Below are 14827 nucleotides of genomic sequence, written 5' to 3'. Positions count from 1 at the left end.
AACTTGGACAGCTCCACCGGATCGTCGCGGTTGAACTCGATCACCTCGGCCAGCGTGTCCGGCCGGCCCGGCCGGGCGCCCAGGTAGGCGTTGAGGTCCCGGCGGAACTCGGTGAGCAGGGCCGGGAACTCGTTGGCGTTGATCTCGTCCTGGAACGGCAGGTCCACGTCCACCACGGTGGCGCCCCGGGCGCGCAGGGTGCGCACCGCGTCGTTGACCACCCGGTCGACGTCGGCGTCCACCCCGGACAGCCGCCAGACCCCGATCCGCTTGCCGCGCAGGGCATCCGGCCGCAGCAGTGCGGCGTAGTCGCGTGGCTGGCCGGCCGGGATGGCCCGGGTGGCCGGGTCGGCCGGGTCGCGGCCCTGCAGTACCGACAGGGTGATCGCCGAGTCGACCACGGTGCGGGTCATCGGGCCGGCGGTGTCCTGCTCGGCCGAGATCGGCACCACGCCGGACCGGCTGACCAGCCCCAGCGTGGGCTTGTGCCCGACGATGCCGTTGGCGCCGGCCGGGCAGACGATCGACCCGTCGGTCTCCGTGCCGATCGCGACCTGGGCGAGCGAAGCCGCGATCGCGGCGCCCGACCCGGACGACGAGCCGCACGGGTTGCGGTCGAGCACGAAGGGATTGTTGGTCTGACCGCCGACGCCGGACCAGCCGGAGGTGGAGTGCGTCGAGCGGAAGTTCGCCCACTCGGACAGGTTCACCTTGCCGAGCAGCACCGCGCCGCCGCGCTGCAGCCGGTCGACCAGGTGCGCGTCGGCGGCCGGCCGGGTGCCGGCCAGCGCCCGCGAACCCGCCGTGGTCGGCATCCGCCGGGTGTCGACGTTGTCCTTGAGCAGCACCGGAATCCCGTCCAGCTGGCTGAGCGTGCGCCCGGCGCGCCTGCGCAGGTCGCTGGCCGCCGCCTCGGCGACCGCGCGCGGGTTGAGCGCGGTCACCGCGTGGATTTTGTCGTCCACGGCCCGAATCCGGCGCAGGTAGGCGTTGGTCAGCTCGACCGAGGTGAGCCGGCCGTGGTCCATTCGGTGCTGTAGCTCGGGAATCGTGGCCGCGTCGAGGTCGAAGCCCAGGCCGGCCGGTTCCGCGGCGGCTAACGGCATGGGCGTGACGAGAACCGTGGCCAGGGCAACAAGAACGACCAGTGCGCGCATGGCTCCATGCCACTCCCCCCATGGTGACCGGTCAATCCTGCCGTTCGGTCTATTCCGAGATGGATGCCATGAATTTCTGGATCCGGTCCCGGGTGTCCGTCCGCGACCACAACTGCCTGACCACCGCGTTCTCGGTGGTGGCCGACCGGGCGATGTTCTCCCACACCGGATGCTGCAACTGCCGCTTGGCCAGCAGGTATGCCTCGGGGCCGCGCTGCGCCCGGACCCGCGCGCGCTGCACCGCCGTCTGCTCCAGCGTCTCCGGCGGCACCACCTCGTCGACGAAGGCCCGCCGCGCGGCCGCGCCGACGTCCACCAACTCGGCGCCCAGCACCAGCTCCACCGCGGCCGCCGTGCCGATCGCGAACCGGACGATCTCGATCGCCTCGGTCGGGAACGGCACGCCCACCCGCAGCTCGGACAGGCCGAGCCGGCCCGGCCCGTCCGCCGCCACCCGGTGGTCGCAGGCCGCCGCCAGCACGAACCCGCCGGCGATCGCGTGTCCGTTCACCGCCGCCACCGTCGGCCCCGGATACTGGAAGACCGCCCGGAACGCGGCGGTCAGCGTGGTCAGGAACGTCTCCGTGTACTCCTGCGGCTCGGCCAGCATCCGCCGCAGGTCCACCCCGGCGCTGAACGACGACCCTCGCCCGGTGAGCACCACCGGCGGCGCCTGGACCGCCAGCTCCCCCAGCGTCGCGACCAGCTCCCCCAACAGCTCCAGATCCAACGCGTTCACCGGACCCCGAGCCATCCGCACCACGACCACATCACCGTGCGTCTCGCGCTCAATCGCCATTGCGCACCCTACCGCCGCCTTCGCGGCACAGCCGGGTGCGGCGTCGGCTACTAGGGTCGGGGTATGGCTGAGCCGCGTGCCTTACCGGTGGCGGCCGGGCCGCAGGTCGGAGCGCGAGAGATCGTCTTCTCGCTGTCCGACCCGGACCGGCGGCTGGCCGGCGTGCGCCTTGCCCACGAGCTCGACCTGCCCGGCGCGGACGTCGAGTTCCGGTTCGACGGCGGACTGTGGCAGCTGTGCCTGCCCCGCCCGCCGGTGTGGCGGATGGAGTACAAGCTGGCGCTGCGGCATCCGGACGGTGGGACGGAGGACATCACCGACCCGGGCAACCCGCTGACGGCGCCGGGCGCCTTCGGGGCCAAGTCGGTGCTGAGGATGCCGGAGTACGTGGCGCCGGCCTGGCTGGACGGGGCGCCGGACTGGGACGTGACCGCCGAGCTGTCGGTGACCACCGGGGTGGGCCAGGTCGACGTGCTGGTGCGCTCCCCGGCCGAACCGACCACGAAGCTGCTGGTGGCACACGACGGGCCGGAGTTCGCCCATCTGGCCGGACTGGGCCGGTTCGCCGCGACGATGGTGGCCGGCGGCCGGCTGCCGCCGTTCCATCTGGCCCTGGCCGCGCCGGGCGCCCGGGACGAGCGGTACTCGGCGAACCCCGGCTATGCCGCCGCGCTGGGCCGGTTGGTGCTGCCGGCGCTGCACGCCGAGTTGGGCGGCGCCGGGCCGGTGGTGCTGATGGGGGCCAGCCTCGGCGGCCTGGCCGCCCTGCACGCCCAGCGCCGCCACCCGGCGGCGATCAGCGGGCTGTTCCTCCAGTCCGCCAGCTTCTTCATGCCGCAGTACGACGAATGCGAGCAGAGCTACCGCTACTACCCCCGGATCACCCGCTACGTGGCCGGCGTGCTGCGCGCCCGCCGCACCCCGCGGTCCATCCCGATCACCCTGACCTGCGGCGTCGCCGAGGAGAACCTGCACAACAACCGCATGATGGCGACCAACCTGCGCCGGCTCAACTACGCCGCCGAACTGCACGAGGTGCCCGACGCGCACAACTACGTCGCCTGGCGCGACGCCTTCGACCCGCATCTGGTCGACCTGCTCAGGAAGGCGTGGGTCGATGCGTGAGGTCGGGCTCCCAGAGGGCCGGGTCGTCGTGCACGGGCACTGGGGCCGCCCGGTGCTGGTCTTCCCCAGCGAGCAGGGCAGCGCGCACGACGCCGAGTCCAACGGACTGGTCGGCGCGGTCGGCGGCCTGCTCGACGCCGGCCGGGTCAAGCTGTACTGCGTCGACTCCTTCGACGCCGCGAGCTGGTCGGCCGGCCACCTGCCGATCGAGGAACGGGCCCACGCCCACGAACGCTACGAGTCCTGGATCCTCGGCACGGTCGCGCCGTTCATCGCCGCCGACTGCGGCGGCGGGCCGGTCGAGATCGCCACCGCCGGCTGCTCGATGGGCGCCTACCACGCGCTCAACATCGCGCTGCGGCACGCCGACCTGTTCGTGCTGGCCCTGTGTTTCTCCGGCAACTACGACACCGGGAGCTGGCGCGGCTGGGGCGAGCAGGGCATGACGACCTACTTCAACAACCCGGTCAGCTACGTGCCCAACCTGCACGGCGAGCACCTGGACTGGTTACGTTCCCGGCTGTCCGTGCTGCTGGTCTGCGGCCAGGGCCAGTGGGAGGACACCACCGGCTCGCTGGAGTCCACCAGATGGATGGCCGCCCTGTTACGGGACAAGGGAATCCGGTGCGAGCTCGACCTGTGGGGCCACGACGTCCCGCACGACTGGCCATCCTGGCGGGCCCAGTGGGCGCACCACCTGCCGCGGTTCTGTTGACCCACAAGGGAGGTAGCAAATGGGAGATACCGAGCACCTGGTCGGGCTGCTGCTCGGCACCGAGGAGGACTGGCCGACCGCGTTCACCGAGATCATGCGCCGGCTCGGTCCGGTCACCGACGGCGCCGGGCGCACCCATTCCTTCGACATCAAGCGGGTCACCATCGAACCGTTCGACCTGCGCTACAAGCCGCGGCACTCCCTGGTGATCGACCGGCTGGCCTACTGGTACTACCACCCGCGCGAGTGGCTGAAGAAGATCGCGCTGATGGACGACGTCTACCTGCTCAACAGCCCGTTCACCTTCCAGTCGATGGAGAAGCACGCCGCCTACTGCGCCATGATGCGCCTGGGCCTCAAGGTTCCGGACACCGTGCTGGTCCCGTTCAAGCACCCGGTGGACAACGCGAAGTACGCCTACACCGCGGCCCGCTACAACCAGCCGTTCGACCTCGACGAGATCGCCGACCAGCTCGGCTACCCGCTGTACATGAAGCCCTACGACGGCGGCGCCTGGGTCGGCGTCTCCCGGGTGCGCGACAGCACCGAGCTGCACCGGGCCTACGACGGCTCCGGCGGACGGCTCATGCACCTGCAGTCGTCCGTGGAGGGTTACGAGGCGTTCGCCAGGTCCCTGTCGATCGGCGCGGAGACCATGGTGATGAGGTTCCGCCCGGAACTGCCCATGCACGACCGGTACGCCGTCGAGCACGGCTTCCTCGACCCGGCCGCGGGCGCCGAGGTCACCACCATCTCCCGGCTGGTCAACGCGTTCTTCCGGTGGGAGTTCAACTCCTGCGAGCTGCTGGTGCGCGGTCCGGACGTGCATCCCATCGACTACGCCAACGCCTGCCCGGACGTGGCGCTCACCTCGCTGCATTACTACTTCCCGTGGGCCATGGCGGCGCTGGCCCGGTGGACGATCTTCTGCTGCGCCACCGGCCGGACGCCCCGGCTCGACCTGGACACCAGCAGCTACTTCGCCGTCGCCGACCGGACCGATCTGTCCTATCCGGACAAGCTGGCCGAGTACGGCAGGCTCGCCGACGAGTACTTCGAAACCGAGCGCTACGCCGACTTCTGCGCCTCCCGGTTGTCCACTGTGGACGAGGTGGTGTACGACTGGGTCCGCTCCCCCGACTTCGACCGGCTGCTGGTGGACACCGTGACGGCCACCTACCCGGCCACCGAGCACGACCGGTTCGTCGCTCATTTCCGTGGCCTGCTGGGCAGTTGGGTGCGCGACCAGGAAAGCGGCGCTACAGCACCGTGAGCGCGCGGGCCGCCGCGGGCGTCGGGCAGCCGGCGATCCGCAGCGCGGTCCGCAGTTCCTCGAGCAGCAACCGCAGCACCTGGGCCGCCCCCTCGGCGCCGGCGACCGCGAGCCCCCACAGCAGCGGCCGGCCCAGCAGCACGCCGGAGGCGCCGAGCGCCAGCGCCCGCAGCACGTCGGTGCCGTCGCGGATCCCGCTGTCCAGCAACACCTCGCCCTGGCCGGCGACCGCGTCGACCACCGCCGGCAGCGCCGCCGCGCTGGACGCGGCCCCGTCCAGCTGCCGGCCGCCGTGGTTGGACACCACCACCGCGTCCGCGCCGAGCCCGATCGCCCGCACCGCGTCCCTCGGGTCGAGAACCCCCTTGACCACCAACGGAAGCGTGGTCCGTTCCCGCAACCACTCCAGGTCCGGCCAGCTCACCACCGGGCTGAGGTAGTCCTCGGTCGTGACCGTGGCGTCGGGCAGGTTGGCGGCCAGCACGTCCGGCGGCACCTGGAAGTCGTTGCGGGCGTCCCGCAGCCGCCGGCCCAGCACCGGCACGTCGACCGTGACCACCATGGCCTGGCAACCCGACTCCTCGGCGCGGCCCACCAACTCCTCCACCAGGGCCCGCTGCCGCAGCCAGTAGAGCTGGAACCAGACGGTGCCGCCGACCGCAACCACGTCCTCGATCGCGACCGTGCTGAACGTGCTGAGCAGGAACGGGATCCCGGCGTCGCGGGCGGCACTGGCCATGGCCAGCTCGCCGTCCGGATGGGCCAGCCGCTGGTAGGCCATCGGCGCGGTGGCCACCGGCATGCTGGCCTCGCTCTTGAGCAACTGGCAGCTGGTGTCCGGCGTCTCGACGCCGACCAGCACCCGGGGCAGCAGCGCCACGGCGTCCAGTGCGGCGCGGTTGGCGGCGAGGGTGGTCTCGGCTCCGCTGCCGCCCGCGATGAAGTCCCACACGCCCTTCGGCAGGCGGGCCTGCGCCAGGTGCTCGAAGTCGGCTAAGCACACCGGGTCGTTCATCCGGGCAGCGTACCGACCGGCTCACAGTCCGACCGAACTCCCGATGTCACGCTCAGCGCACAATCTCAACCGTCCGTCGCCGGCCGGTCCCGGAGCGCGTCCGCGACCTCAACACTGACGGTGTTGAGACAACGGGGTCCGCGACCGGGGAGGCGCTCTCATGACATCTCTCGACGGCAAGGCAGTGGTGGTGACCGGCGCCGGGCGCGGACTGGGCGAAGCGTTCGCGATCGCGCTGGCCGAGGCCGGCGCCGGCGTTCTGGTCAACGACGTCGACGCCTCCGCCGCCCTGCGCACCACGGCGGCGATCCGCGCCCTGGGCCATCCGGCGGTGGCCAGCACGCACTCGGTGGCCGACCCGGACCAGGCGCAGGCGATCGCCGACCTGTGCCTGGCGACGTTCGGCCGGCTGGACGGACTGGTCAACAACGCCGGTCTGAACTACGAGGCGCCGCCCTGGGACGACGACCCGGTCCGGGCCCGCGAGCTGATCGAGGTCAACGTGCTGGGCACCCTCTACACCGGCCTCGCGGCGCTGCGGGTCATGAGAGCCCAGGGCGGCGGTTCGATCGTGAACATCTCCTCGGGCGCCTCGCTCGGCCAGCGCGGCCTGGCCACCTACGCGGCGAGCAAGGGCGCCGTCGCCTCGCTGACCTACTCCTGGGCCCTGGACCTGGAGCCGGCGGGCATCCGGGTCAACGCGGTGTGCCCGCTGGCGCACACCCGCATGGTGCGGGCCTCCGAGCGGGCCCGCCGCAAGTGCCCGCCGGACCGCACCCCGGACCGGGTCGCCCCGCTGGTGGTGTTCCTGATCGGCGAGCGCTCCCGCGGCATCACCGGCCAGATGGTCCGGTGCACCGGGCCTGAGCTGCACATCGTCGGCCAGCCGTACCTGAAGTCGCCGATCCTGGCCCGGGACCACTGGGACACCGACACGATCGAACGGGCCTTCACCGAGGTGTTCCAGGCCCATCTGGAGCCCTACGGCTTGGAGAAGCGCCTGCCGCCGCTGCTGCGCACCTGGCTCACCCCGGCCACCGCATAGTGATGTGACCGTCGCCCACCTGCTGGCGCGCGCCCGGCCGAAGGCTCGGATCTGTGGCGGCAGGCCTGTGACCTGCCATCTCACGGGCGCACGGCGACTACGGCCTGCCCCGCAGATCCGATCGCGCGCGCTATTGAAGAAACACCGGATGGCCGTTCGAGCTGACCCGGACCTGGTTGCGGCCGCCCACCTTGGCCTCGTAGAGGGCCGCGTCGGCGGCGTGCAGCAGCGTGGTCAGCTCGACCAGACCGTTGGCGCCGCTGGCGATGCCGACCGAGGTGGTGCGGCCCTCGATGCTCACCGGCTGACCGCGCTTGTCGGTGGCCGGCACCTTCATCTCGGCGATCCCGGTGCGGATCCGCTCGGCCACCACGAGCGCCTGCTCGGAGTCGGTGTCGGGCAGCAGCAGGGCGAACTCCTCGCCGCCGATGCGGCCCACCACGTCGCCCTGCCGGGTCCGCTCGTTGAGCACCGCCGCCACCCGGCGCAGCACCACGTCGCCGGCCGGATGCCCCCAGGTGTCGTTGACGGCCTTGAAATGGTCGAGGTCGAGTACCGCGACGGTGAGCGCGCCACCCTGCCGGCGCACCCGGGCCACCTCGCGGTCGGCCTGTTCGTGCCAGCCGCGGGAGTTGAGCAGCGCCGTGGTGTGGTCGGTGCGGGAGTCGCCGCGCAGTTCCTCCACCTGGCGGGCCGCCCAGTCCGCCGCGCACACCACGGGCACCAGGATCAGCGGGGCGAACCAGGAGTGCGCGCTGGCCAGCGCCACCACGACCGCCATGCACAGCACCAACGCCCCGAACGCGTTGTCGCTGCTCGAGCCGACCACGGCCGACCAGGTGGGCTTGGGCGTGGACAGCAGGATCACGATGCCGACGATGATCGCCTGGGTGATGAAGTAGGCGACCGCGGCGCCGAGCAGGACCAGCACCTGGACCGGGGAGGCGCCGGACATGATCGTGGCCTGGTCGATGTCGCCGGTGCGCAGCACCAGCAGCGCGGCGATCACGCTCAACATCACCTCGGCCGAGCTGAACGTGTGCCGGTAGAGCGGCCGGCGGCTGATCGGGTACCAGAGCACGCGAATCCAGACCAGCAGCGCGAAGGTGAGCACCGGCGGTAGCAGCACCGCCCCGGGGAACATCCAGACCACGGTGGTCGTCACATGTGGACCGGTACTGCGGTCGCTGCGACTTTCCTCGATACGCCGGGAAATGACCACGTGAAGCGTGGCGGCGACGAGCAACACTCCCGCGTTCACCAGATCCCGTTGGGACGGTGCCGGACCACGCAGCGCGACGAAGAGACCGGCGACGATCGCGAGCAGGTCGACCGCGAGCACATAGAGCAACGCGTTGCGTGGCAAGGACCACAGTCCCCAACGCTTGACATGCCATCTGTGCCGAAGCGAAGGGTGTTCACCGGGCCCTTCGTGAGTCACACTGATACCTGACAACAACGCCCAAACGTTCCACTTGGAGCCGCCGCGGGAGTCACGGGGGGCGGCCTTAGGCTGTCGCGGTCGGGGCCGATCACCTTGAGGAGGTGCCTGCCGTGCGCGACCGCGTATGGTGATGCCCACCGATGGTGGCGTCCATCCTGTTGCAGATGTGCCTTCCTCTCGCGATTCCGCCACAACAGGTACATCGTTTGCCCTGTGCGCTTCGTGTCGGGCCTGACCGCTACCGTCCCCGCCAGTTATGCAGCCCAACGTAGCGCTCCGATTACTGTATGGAGCATCCGAACGGAGCACAAGAGCTTCGCGGAGATGCGCCGGATGGCCCAGTCCATTTGCTCATCACCATGACTACTGCCGGCCCCTGATGCGGCCAGTCTGCCACAGACTGGCATCTGGGAACGCTCCCGCACGCTCGGTCGAATCGGACACTGGTCCGCACCGCCGGTACTCTGTGCAATGTGTCGATGACCGAACGAATATCGGTCGTCGGGACGCGAGACGGGCGAGCACCCCCTGCCGGAAATCGAGCTGGTCAGTGCCGCCGCATGCGTCCGATTCGCACCGTGCGGGCAGGTCGGGAGAGTTGACGTGAGCCAGAGGGCGCCGAGCTTGGCCGCGGTTCTGGCGGTCACCGAGTTCCGGGCTCTGTGGATCGCCGAGGCCCAGTCCATCGCCGGCGACCAGCTTGCGAAGGTCGCACTGGTCATCCTCGTCTACGCCCGCACCCAGTCGGCCTGGATCGCGGCGGCGGTCTACGCGCTGACCTTCCTGCCGGCCCTGGCCGGCGGCCTGGGCCTGACCCAGCTCGCCGACCGGTTCCCGCGCCGCTCGCTGATGGTCGCCTGCACGCTGACCCAGGCGGTGCTGGTCGGCCTGATGGCCATTCCCGGGATGCACATCGCGGTGCTGTGCGGCCTGGTGGTGCTCGTGCAGCTGCTCCAGTCCCCGGCGCTGGCCGCGCAGAACGCCGCCACCCGGGAGATCTTCACCGACGACGGGATGTACCTGCGCAGCCAGGACATCCGCGGGATGACCACCAACATCCTGATGCTGGTCGGCCTGGTCGGCGGCGGCGTGCTGGTGGTGGGCATCGGCCCGTCCTGGGCACTGGCCGTCGACGCCGTCACCTTCCTGGCCAGCGCCGTGCTCATCGCCCGGTACGTGCGCAACCGGCCGGTCGCCGGCCGGGGCACGGACGGCTGGTTCGACGCGGCGAAGTGGGTGTTCCGCGACCACCGGCTGCGCGTGCTGCTCACCATGGCCTGGCTGGTCGGCCTGGTCGTGGTGCCGGAGGGCCTGGCCGCGCCGCTCGCGGTGGAGTTGGGCGCCTCCAACGCGGCCGTCGGCTGGCTGCTGGCGGCCGACCCGATGGGCTTCGTGATCGGCGCCTTCGTGCTGTCCCGCTACGTCGGTCCGCAGGCCCGGGTGCGCGTGATGGGCGTCCTCGCCGTGGGCGCGTCGGCCATGCTGGTGCTCTTCGCGCTGCAGCCGTCGCTGCCCGCGGTGCTGGTGCTGCTGGCCATCGCCGGCGCGCTGGGGGCCTACCAGATCACGGTCAGCGCGACGTTCAACACGCTGGTGCCCAACGCGATCCGCGGCGGGGCGATCGGCGTGGCCAGCACCGGGCTGCGGGTGGCCCAGGGTGTCGGTGTCGCGCTCGGCGGGGCGGTGGCCACGCTGATCGGGTCGGCCAGCGCCACCATCGCCATGGCCGGTGCGCTCGGCGTGCTGATCGCGGTTCCGGCCGCGGTCGCCTGGGCCCGAATCGTGGCCCGGGGCCTGAACACCGCCCCCACCCCGCCCGACCGCCCGAACCCCGACCGCCCGAACAACGGCAGCGTCAACGGCTCGGCCGGCGCCCATCCCGAGTTACCGCGAGTGCGCCTGGAGCCGGACACCGAGTCACGTCGCGCCCCTCAGTGACGGTCCGGCACAACCGTCAGCCAATAGGTTGATACCTCTGTCCCTTTCGGGAAACCCGGCCTTTCCTGCTGGAGTTTCGGCTGGCAGCCCCCTACGTTGCCCCGCATGCCGAAAACGATCTCGACCGGGCTGCGGCTCGTGTTGGCCGTCAGCACTCTCGGGGTCGCGGGTCTGGTCGCTGCCGGTCCCGCCGCGGCGCAGGCGGTACCCGCCCACGGCTACCCGCAGCTGACCGAGGCCGAACCGGTCCTCGCCGCCGGCGCGACACCCGGCGACATCGCCGTGGCCGGCCTGGCTCTCCTGGTCGCGGGCGGCATCGTGTGGATCACCGTCCGCCGGGACGAGAAAGCTCCGAACCGCCGGGGTCGCCCGGAGCATCCAGCGCGGCGAGCAGGGCGCGTACCTCGCCGGCCTCGGGGGTCCCGATCTCGGTGAGGATGTCCAGCGCGGCCAGCCAGTGCGACCGCGCTGCCTCGGCGTCGCTGCCGGCCCGGTAGACCAGGCCGAGCACGCGCAGCGCCCGGGCCTCGATCAGTCGCTGCCGGCGCTCCCGGACCACCTTGAGCGCCCGCTGGGCGTGCGCGGCGGCCTGGCCGAGGTTGCCCAGCTCCAGGTAGCCGTGCGCCAGCTCGGTGACCGCCCGCCCCTCCAGCAGCCGCATGCCGGAGTCGTGCATCACGGCCAGCGCGGCGCGGCACTGCGCGACCGCCTCGGACAGCCGGCCGCGCACCCGCAGCGCCCCGGACAACCCGATCAGCACCGAGGTCTCCCCGTAGCCGAACCCGATCCGGCGGGCGACCTGCAGCGCCTCGGTGAAGTAGCGAACGGCCGCCTCGTGATGGCCGCGGCGCAGGTAGACGGTGGCCAGCACCTCCAGCCCGCCGACCTCGTTGCGCCGCTCCCCGAGCTGGCGGCCGAGCAGGATGCAGCGGTGTGCCTGGACGCTGGCCTCCTGGTAGCGGCCGGCGTCGCAGTTGGTCTCGGCCAGGCTCACCAGCGAGTTGGCCTCGCCCAGCCGGTGGCCGATCCGGCGGTAGATCAGCAGCGAGTCGTGCTGGTACCGGGCCGCCTCGCCGAGCTGCCCGAGCGCCCAGTGGGCGAGGCCCAGCCCGTTGAACGCCACCGCCTCCAGCACGCCCTTCTCCCGGGTCGGGTTGTGCGCCAGGGCCTGGGTGTGGTGGGTGATCGCCCGGTCCGGACGGCCCCGGGACAGCCAGGACACGCCGATGTAGGTCAGGTCGGTGGCCTCGGCGTACTGGTTGCCGATCCGGCGGTTGATGGTCAGCGACTGCTCGTAGTACAGCGAGGCGGTGGCCGGCTTGCCCAGCTGCGAGTGCACCCGGCCCAGGTCGTGCAGCGAGCTGGCCTCGCCCGCCGAGTTCCCGGTGCGCCGGTGCAGCGCCAGCGCGGAGCAGTGGTAGTCGATGGCCTTCGGGTAGTCGCTGAGGTTGTAGTGGATCAGCCCGAGGATGTCGTTGACCGTCGCCTTGGCCCGGTCGTCGTCCTCCCGTTCGGCGGCGGCCAGCGCGGCCTGGCAGACCACGACGCCCTCCGACCCGTGGCCCCGGGCCACGAAGTAGCCGCGCAGCGCGTCGGCGATCAGCCAGGAGTAGCGCAGCATGCCCGGCTTGACCCCCCGGGCGGCGGCGAGCAGGTTGGGCAGCTCCGCGTCCAGCCACTCGATCGCGCTCGCCCCGGTCGCCGGCGGCCGGACCGAGTTGCCGGCCGGCGGCAGCGGCATGCGCGGCACGTGCGGGTAGAGCATCCGGGTGGCCACATCGGTGGTGTGCAGGTAGTAGTCGAGCATCCGGGTGGTGGCGGCGGCCAGCCGCTCGACGCCGTCCTCCTCGTGCGCCCGGTCGGCGGCGTACTCCCGGAGCAGGTCGTGGAACTGGTAGCGGCCGGCGGCGTGCTCGGTGACCAGGTGCGCCCCGGCGAGCTGGCCGAGCAGCCGGCGGGCCAGGCCCACCCCGCCCGCGGCCAGCGCGGCGGCCGCCTCGGCGGTGAAGTCCGGGCCGACGTGCAGGCCGAGCAACCGGAACAGCTGGCGGGCGGCGGGCTCGAGCATCTCGTAGGACAGGTCGAAGGCCGCCCGCACCGCGCCCTGCTCGTCGCCCTCCACGACGAGCTCGGCCAGCCGGCCGCGCTTGCGCAGCTCGTCGGTGTAGTCGCTGATGCTGGTGTGCGGCAGGGAGGCGAGGTTGGCGGCCACGATCCGCAGCGCCAGCGGCAGGTAGACGCACGCCTCGGCCAGGTCGGCGACGGCGTCCGGCTCGGCCTCCGGGCGCGCGTCGCCGATCATGCCGGCGAGCAGCTGCCGGGCGTCCTCGGGCGCGAGCACGTCCAGGGTGATCCGGTGGGCCCCCTCGGTGGCGGTCAGCCCGGCCAGCCGGTCCCGGCTGGTGACCAGGACCAGGCAGCTCGGGCTGCCCGGTAACAGCGGCCGGACCTGGTCGGCGCCGGAGGCGTTGTCCAGCAGGATCAGCGCCCGGCGGTCGGCGAGCAGGGTCCGGTAGAGGCCGACCGCCTCCTCCTCGTCCACCGGCACCCGCTCGCTGGGCAGGCCGAGGGCGTGCAGGAACCGGGTGAGCGCCTCCAGTGGCCGCACCGGCGAGTCGGAGGCGTAGCCGCGCAGGTTCACGTAGAGCTGGCCGTCCGGGAACCGGTCCCGCACCCGGTGCGCCCAGTGCACGGCCAGCGCGGTCTTGCCCACCCCGGCGGTGCCGGCGATCGCGGCGATCGTCACCGCGTTGTCCCCGTCGTTGTCCCGGCGGGCGAGCACGGCGTCGAGCCGTTCCAGGTGGTCCTCGCGGCCGGTGAAGCCGCCGGTGTCGGCCGGCAGCTGGGCCGGCGCCGGGTGGCTGCGCTCGGACTGTCCTGGACCCTGGCGCGGCGAGCCGACCAGCACGTCGCTGCGGATGATCCGCAGGTAGGCGGAGCCGATCTCGGCGCCCGGCTCGATGCCGAGGTCCTCGGCGAGGCGGGTGCGGATGTCGGCGAACAGGCGCAGCGCCGCCGCCTGCTGCCCGGAGCCGGCCAGCCCCAGCATCAGCCGGGCGTGCAGGCCTTCGTGCAGCGGTTCGGTGTGCACCAGCGGGCGCAGCTGCTCGACCACCGGCTCGTGCCGGCCGAGGCCGAGTGCGGTGTCGGCGTGCGCCAGCGCGGCGGCCAGCCGCCGGCCGGTCACGGCGGTGGCGGCGGGATGGTGCCGGACGGCGTCGGGCAGGTCGGCGACCGCGCGCCCGCGCCACTGGCCGAGCGCCTGCTCGTAGAGCTCCAGGGCGGCGTCCGGGGACCGGTGCCGCAGTTCGCCCGCGCGGGCCGCCAGGTCGTCGAACCGCAGCAGGTCGAGCTGGTCGGCCTCGACCGTGAGCCGGTAGCCGCCGCGGGCGGAGGTGATCAGGCCGGTGCCGGGCTGGACCGAGCCGGCCACCTTGCGCAGCCGGGAGACATAGGTGTGCACGAGGTTGTGGCAGCTGTCCGGCGGGCGGGCGCCCCACAGCATGTCGATGATCTCCTCGCGGTGGACGACCCGGTTAGGCTGCAGGGCGAGCAGGGCGAGCAGGCAGCGCTGCTTGAGCGGCCCCATCTCCACGGGCGCCGGGCCGCGACGCAGTTCGAGGCGGCCGAGCACGCCGATGTGCAGCAGGTCGGTGCCGCGCTCGCCGGCCGACCAGTGGCCGTCGGCGACGAGGCCCACGGCGTCGGCGAGCCGGCGCAGCGACTCGCGGCGCGGCCGGGAGACCCGGCCCTGCTCGATGTAGCGGACCGCGCGGACGCTGACTCCGGCCCGGTCGGCGAGCTCCGCCTGGGTCAGCCCGGCGCGTATCCGGGCGGCACGCAGGGCTTCACCGAACGTTGCCGAATTCACGTCCACGGTGGGGCCCCTCCGCACGCAACTTGCCGCTCATAGTGGCGGCGATATTGCCGGTTAGTCACCACATGTCACTCGAACGGATCAATCACAGCAGTTCAAGGCCACCTCCCTATCACGGTCTGTACCCAATTTTCGTCCAGACACACTCCAGGCTGGGTGACAGAGTGGCCGATTACTGTCAGTCCCGTTGAGTGGTGGCCGCGACACTCTGGGGGTGCGCCGCGAACATCACCTTCTGGGGGACACCTGACTTGACCGCCCGACGCGGGCCGCTCCGCCGCGCCGGGCCGGTGACACCCAGGGGGGGTCACCGGCCCGGCCATCCCGCTAGTCCGCCGCTCCAGAACTTTATGCGGTCGTTGCGTTCCGGCGAACGCTGCGGATGTCGGGTGGGTTGTGGCTGGGTGCCGTCACGGTCCGCTGAGGTAACTGTTGGTTA

The 14827-nt window shown here is 72.1% G+C and carries 10 protein-coding genes; 5 read left to right on the top strand and 5 right to left on the bottom strand.

Translation table 11 applies throughout. The features are described 5' to 3' along the window. Positions 1–1157: amidase family protein (locus tag VFO68_RS28095; RefSeq protein WP_325161416.1), on the bottom strand; the 1157-nt coding region annotated here is incomplete at its 3' end. Positions 1158–1206: 49 nt separating this feature from the next. Continuing rightward, complete coding sequence (locus VFO68_RS28090; protein WP_325161415.1) at positions 1207–1956, bottom strand: enoyl-CoA hydratase/isomerase family protein; 750 nt, start codon at positions 1954–1956, stop codon at positions 1207–1209. A gap of 63 nt (positions 1957–2019) precedes the next feature. On the opposite strand from VFO68_RS28090, the gene VFO68_RS28085 reads away from it, so the two are divergent. Genes VFO68_RS28085 through VFO68_RS28075 form a run of 3 tightly spaced genes read left to right on the top strand, consistent with a single transcriptional unit; the run spans position 2020 to position 5069 of the window. Then, complete coding sequence (locus tag VFO68_RS28085) at positions 2020–3081, top strand: alpha/beta hydrolase (RefSeq protein ID WP_325161414.1); 1062 nt, start codon at positions 2020–2022, stop codon at positions 3079–3081. Continuing rightward, the gene (locus VFO68_RS28080) at positions 3074–3796 is read left to right on the top strand and encodes an esterase family protein (protein ID WP_325161413.1); all 723 of its coding nucleotides are present in this window, start codon (positions 3074–3076) and stop codon (positions 3794–3796) included. Before VFO68_RS28085 ends, VFO68_RS28080 begins: the two co-directional genes overlap by 8 nt. Before the next feature lie 19 nt (positions 3797–3815). Continuing rightward, a complete protein-coding gene (locus tag VFO68_RS28075; RefSeq protein WP_325161412.1) occupies positions 3816–5069 on the top strand; it encodes a hypothetical protein in 1254 nt (417 codons plus the stop codon). Here the strand turns inward: VFO68_RS28075 and VFO68_RS28070 are convergent. Further along, the gene (locus VFO68_RS28070; RefSeq protein WP_325161411.1) at positions 5056–6084 is read right to left on the bottom strand and encodes an alpha-hydroxy acid oxidase; all 1029 of its coding nucleotides are present in this window, start codon (positions 6082–6084) and stop codon (positions 5056–5058) included. The two genes, VFO68_RS28075 and VFO68_RS28070, sit on opposite strands and share 14 nt — an antisense overlap. Before the next feature lie 160 nt (positions 6085–6244). Between VFO68_RS28070 and VFO68_RS28065 the strand changes: the two genes are divergently transcribed. Further along, positions 6245–7129 (top strand): SDR family oxidoreductase, encoded by an 885-nt coding sequence (locus VFO68_RS28065; RefSeq protein WP_325161410.1) that lies wholly within the window; start codon positions 6245–6247, stop codon positions 7127–7129. Positions 7130–7259: 130 nt separating this feature from the next. On the opposite strand, the gene VFO68_RS28060 is transcribed toward VFO68_RS28065, so the two are convergent. Continuing rightward, positions 7260–8495, bottom strand: a complete 1236-nt coding sequence (locus VFO68_RS28060) for a GGDEF domain-containing protein (protein WP_325161409.1) — start codon at positions 8493–8495, stop codon at positions 7260–7262. A 702-nt stretch (positions 8496–9197) separates the two neighbouring features. Between VFO68_RS28060 and VFO68_RS28055 the strand changes: the two genes are divergently transcribed. Next, positions 9198–10511 carry an MFS transporter gene (locus VFO68_RS28055; RefSeq protein WP_325161408.1) on the top strand — a complete coding sequence of 438 codons (1314 nt, stop codon included), beginning with the start codon at positions 9198–9200 and terminating at the stop codon, positions 10509–10511. Positions 10512–10836: 325 nt separating this feature from the next. On the opposite strand, the gene VFO68_RS28050 is transcribed toward VFO68_RS28055, so the two are convergent. Next, complete coding sequence (locus tag VFO68_RS28050) at positions 10837–14388, bottom strand: tetratricopeptide repeat protein (protein WP_325161407.1); 3552 nt, start codon at positions 14386–14388, stop codon at positions 10837–10839. Positions 14389–14827: the final 439 nt, after the last annotated feature.

The organism is Actinophytocola sp. (genome assembly GCF_035712165.1).
Taxonomy (GTDB): Bacteria; Actinomycetota; Actinomycetes; order Mycobacteriales; family Pseudonocardiaceae; genus DASYTH01.
This window is presented reverse-complemented; position numbering and strand designations above follow the sequence as displayed.

Bases quoted from the DNA above. Each gene is read 5' to 3' on its own strand.
- VFO68_RS28070 (WP_325161411.1), bottom strand. From the start codon at position 6,084: ATGAACGACCCGGTGTGCTTAGCCGACTTCGAGCACCTGGCGCAGGCC.
- VFO68_RS28075 (WP_325161412.1), top strand. From the start codon at position 3,816: ATGGGAGATACCGAGCACCTGGTCGGGCTGCTGCTCGGCACCGAGGAG.
- VFO68_RS28065 (WP_325161410.1), top strand. From the start codon at position 6,245: ATGACATCTCTCGACGGCAAGGCAGTGGTGGTGACCGGCGCCGGGCGC.
- VFO68_RS28090 (WP_325161415.1), bottom strand. From the start codon at position 1,956: ATGGCGATTGAGCGCGAGACGCACGGTGATGTGGTCGTGGTGCGGATG.
- VFO68_RS28085 (WP_325161414.1), top strand. From the start codon at position 2,020: ATGGCTGAGCCGCGTGCCTTACCGGTGGCGGCCGGGCCGCAGGTCGGA.
- VFO68_RS28080 (WP_325161413.1), top strand. From the start codon at position 3,074: ATGCGTGAGGTCGGGCTCCCAGAGGGCCGGGTCGTCGTGCACGGGCAC.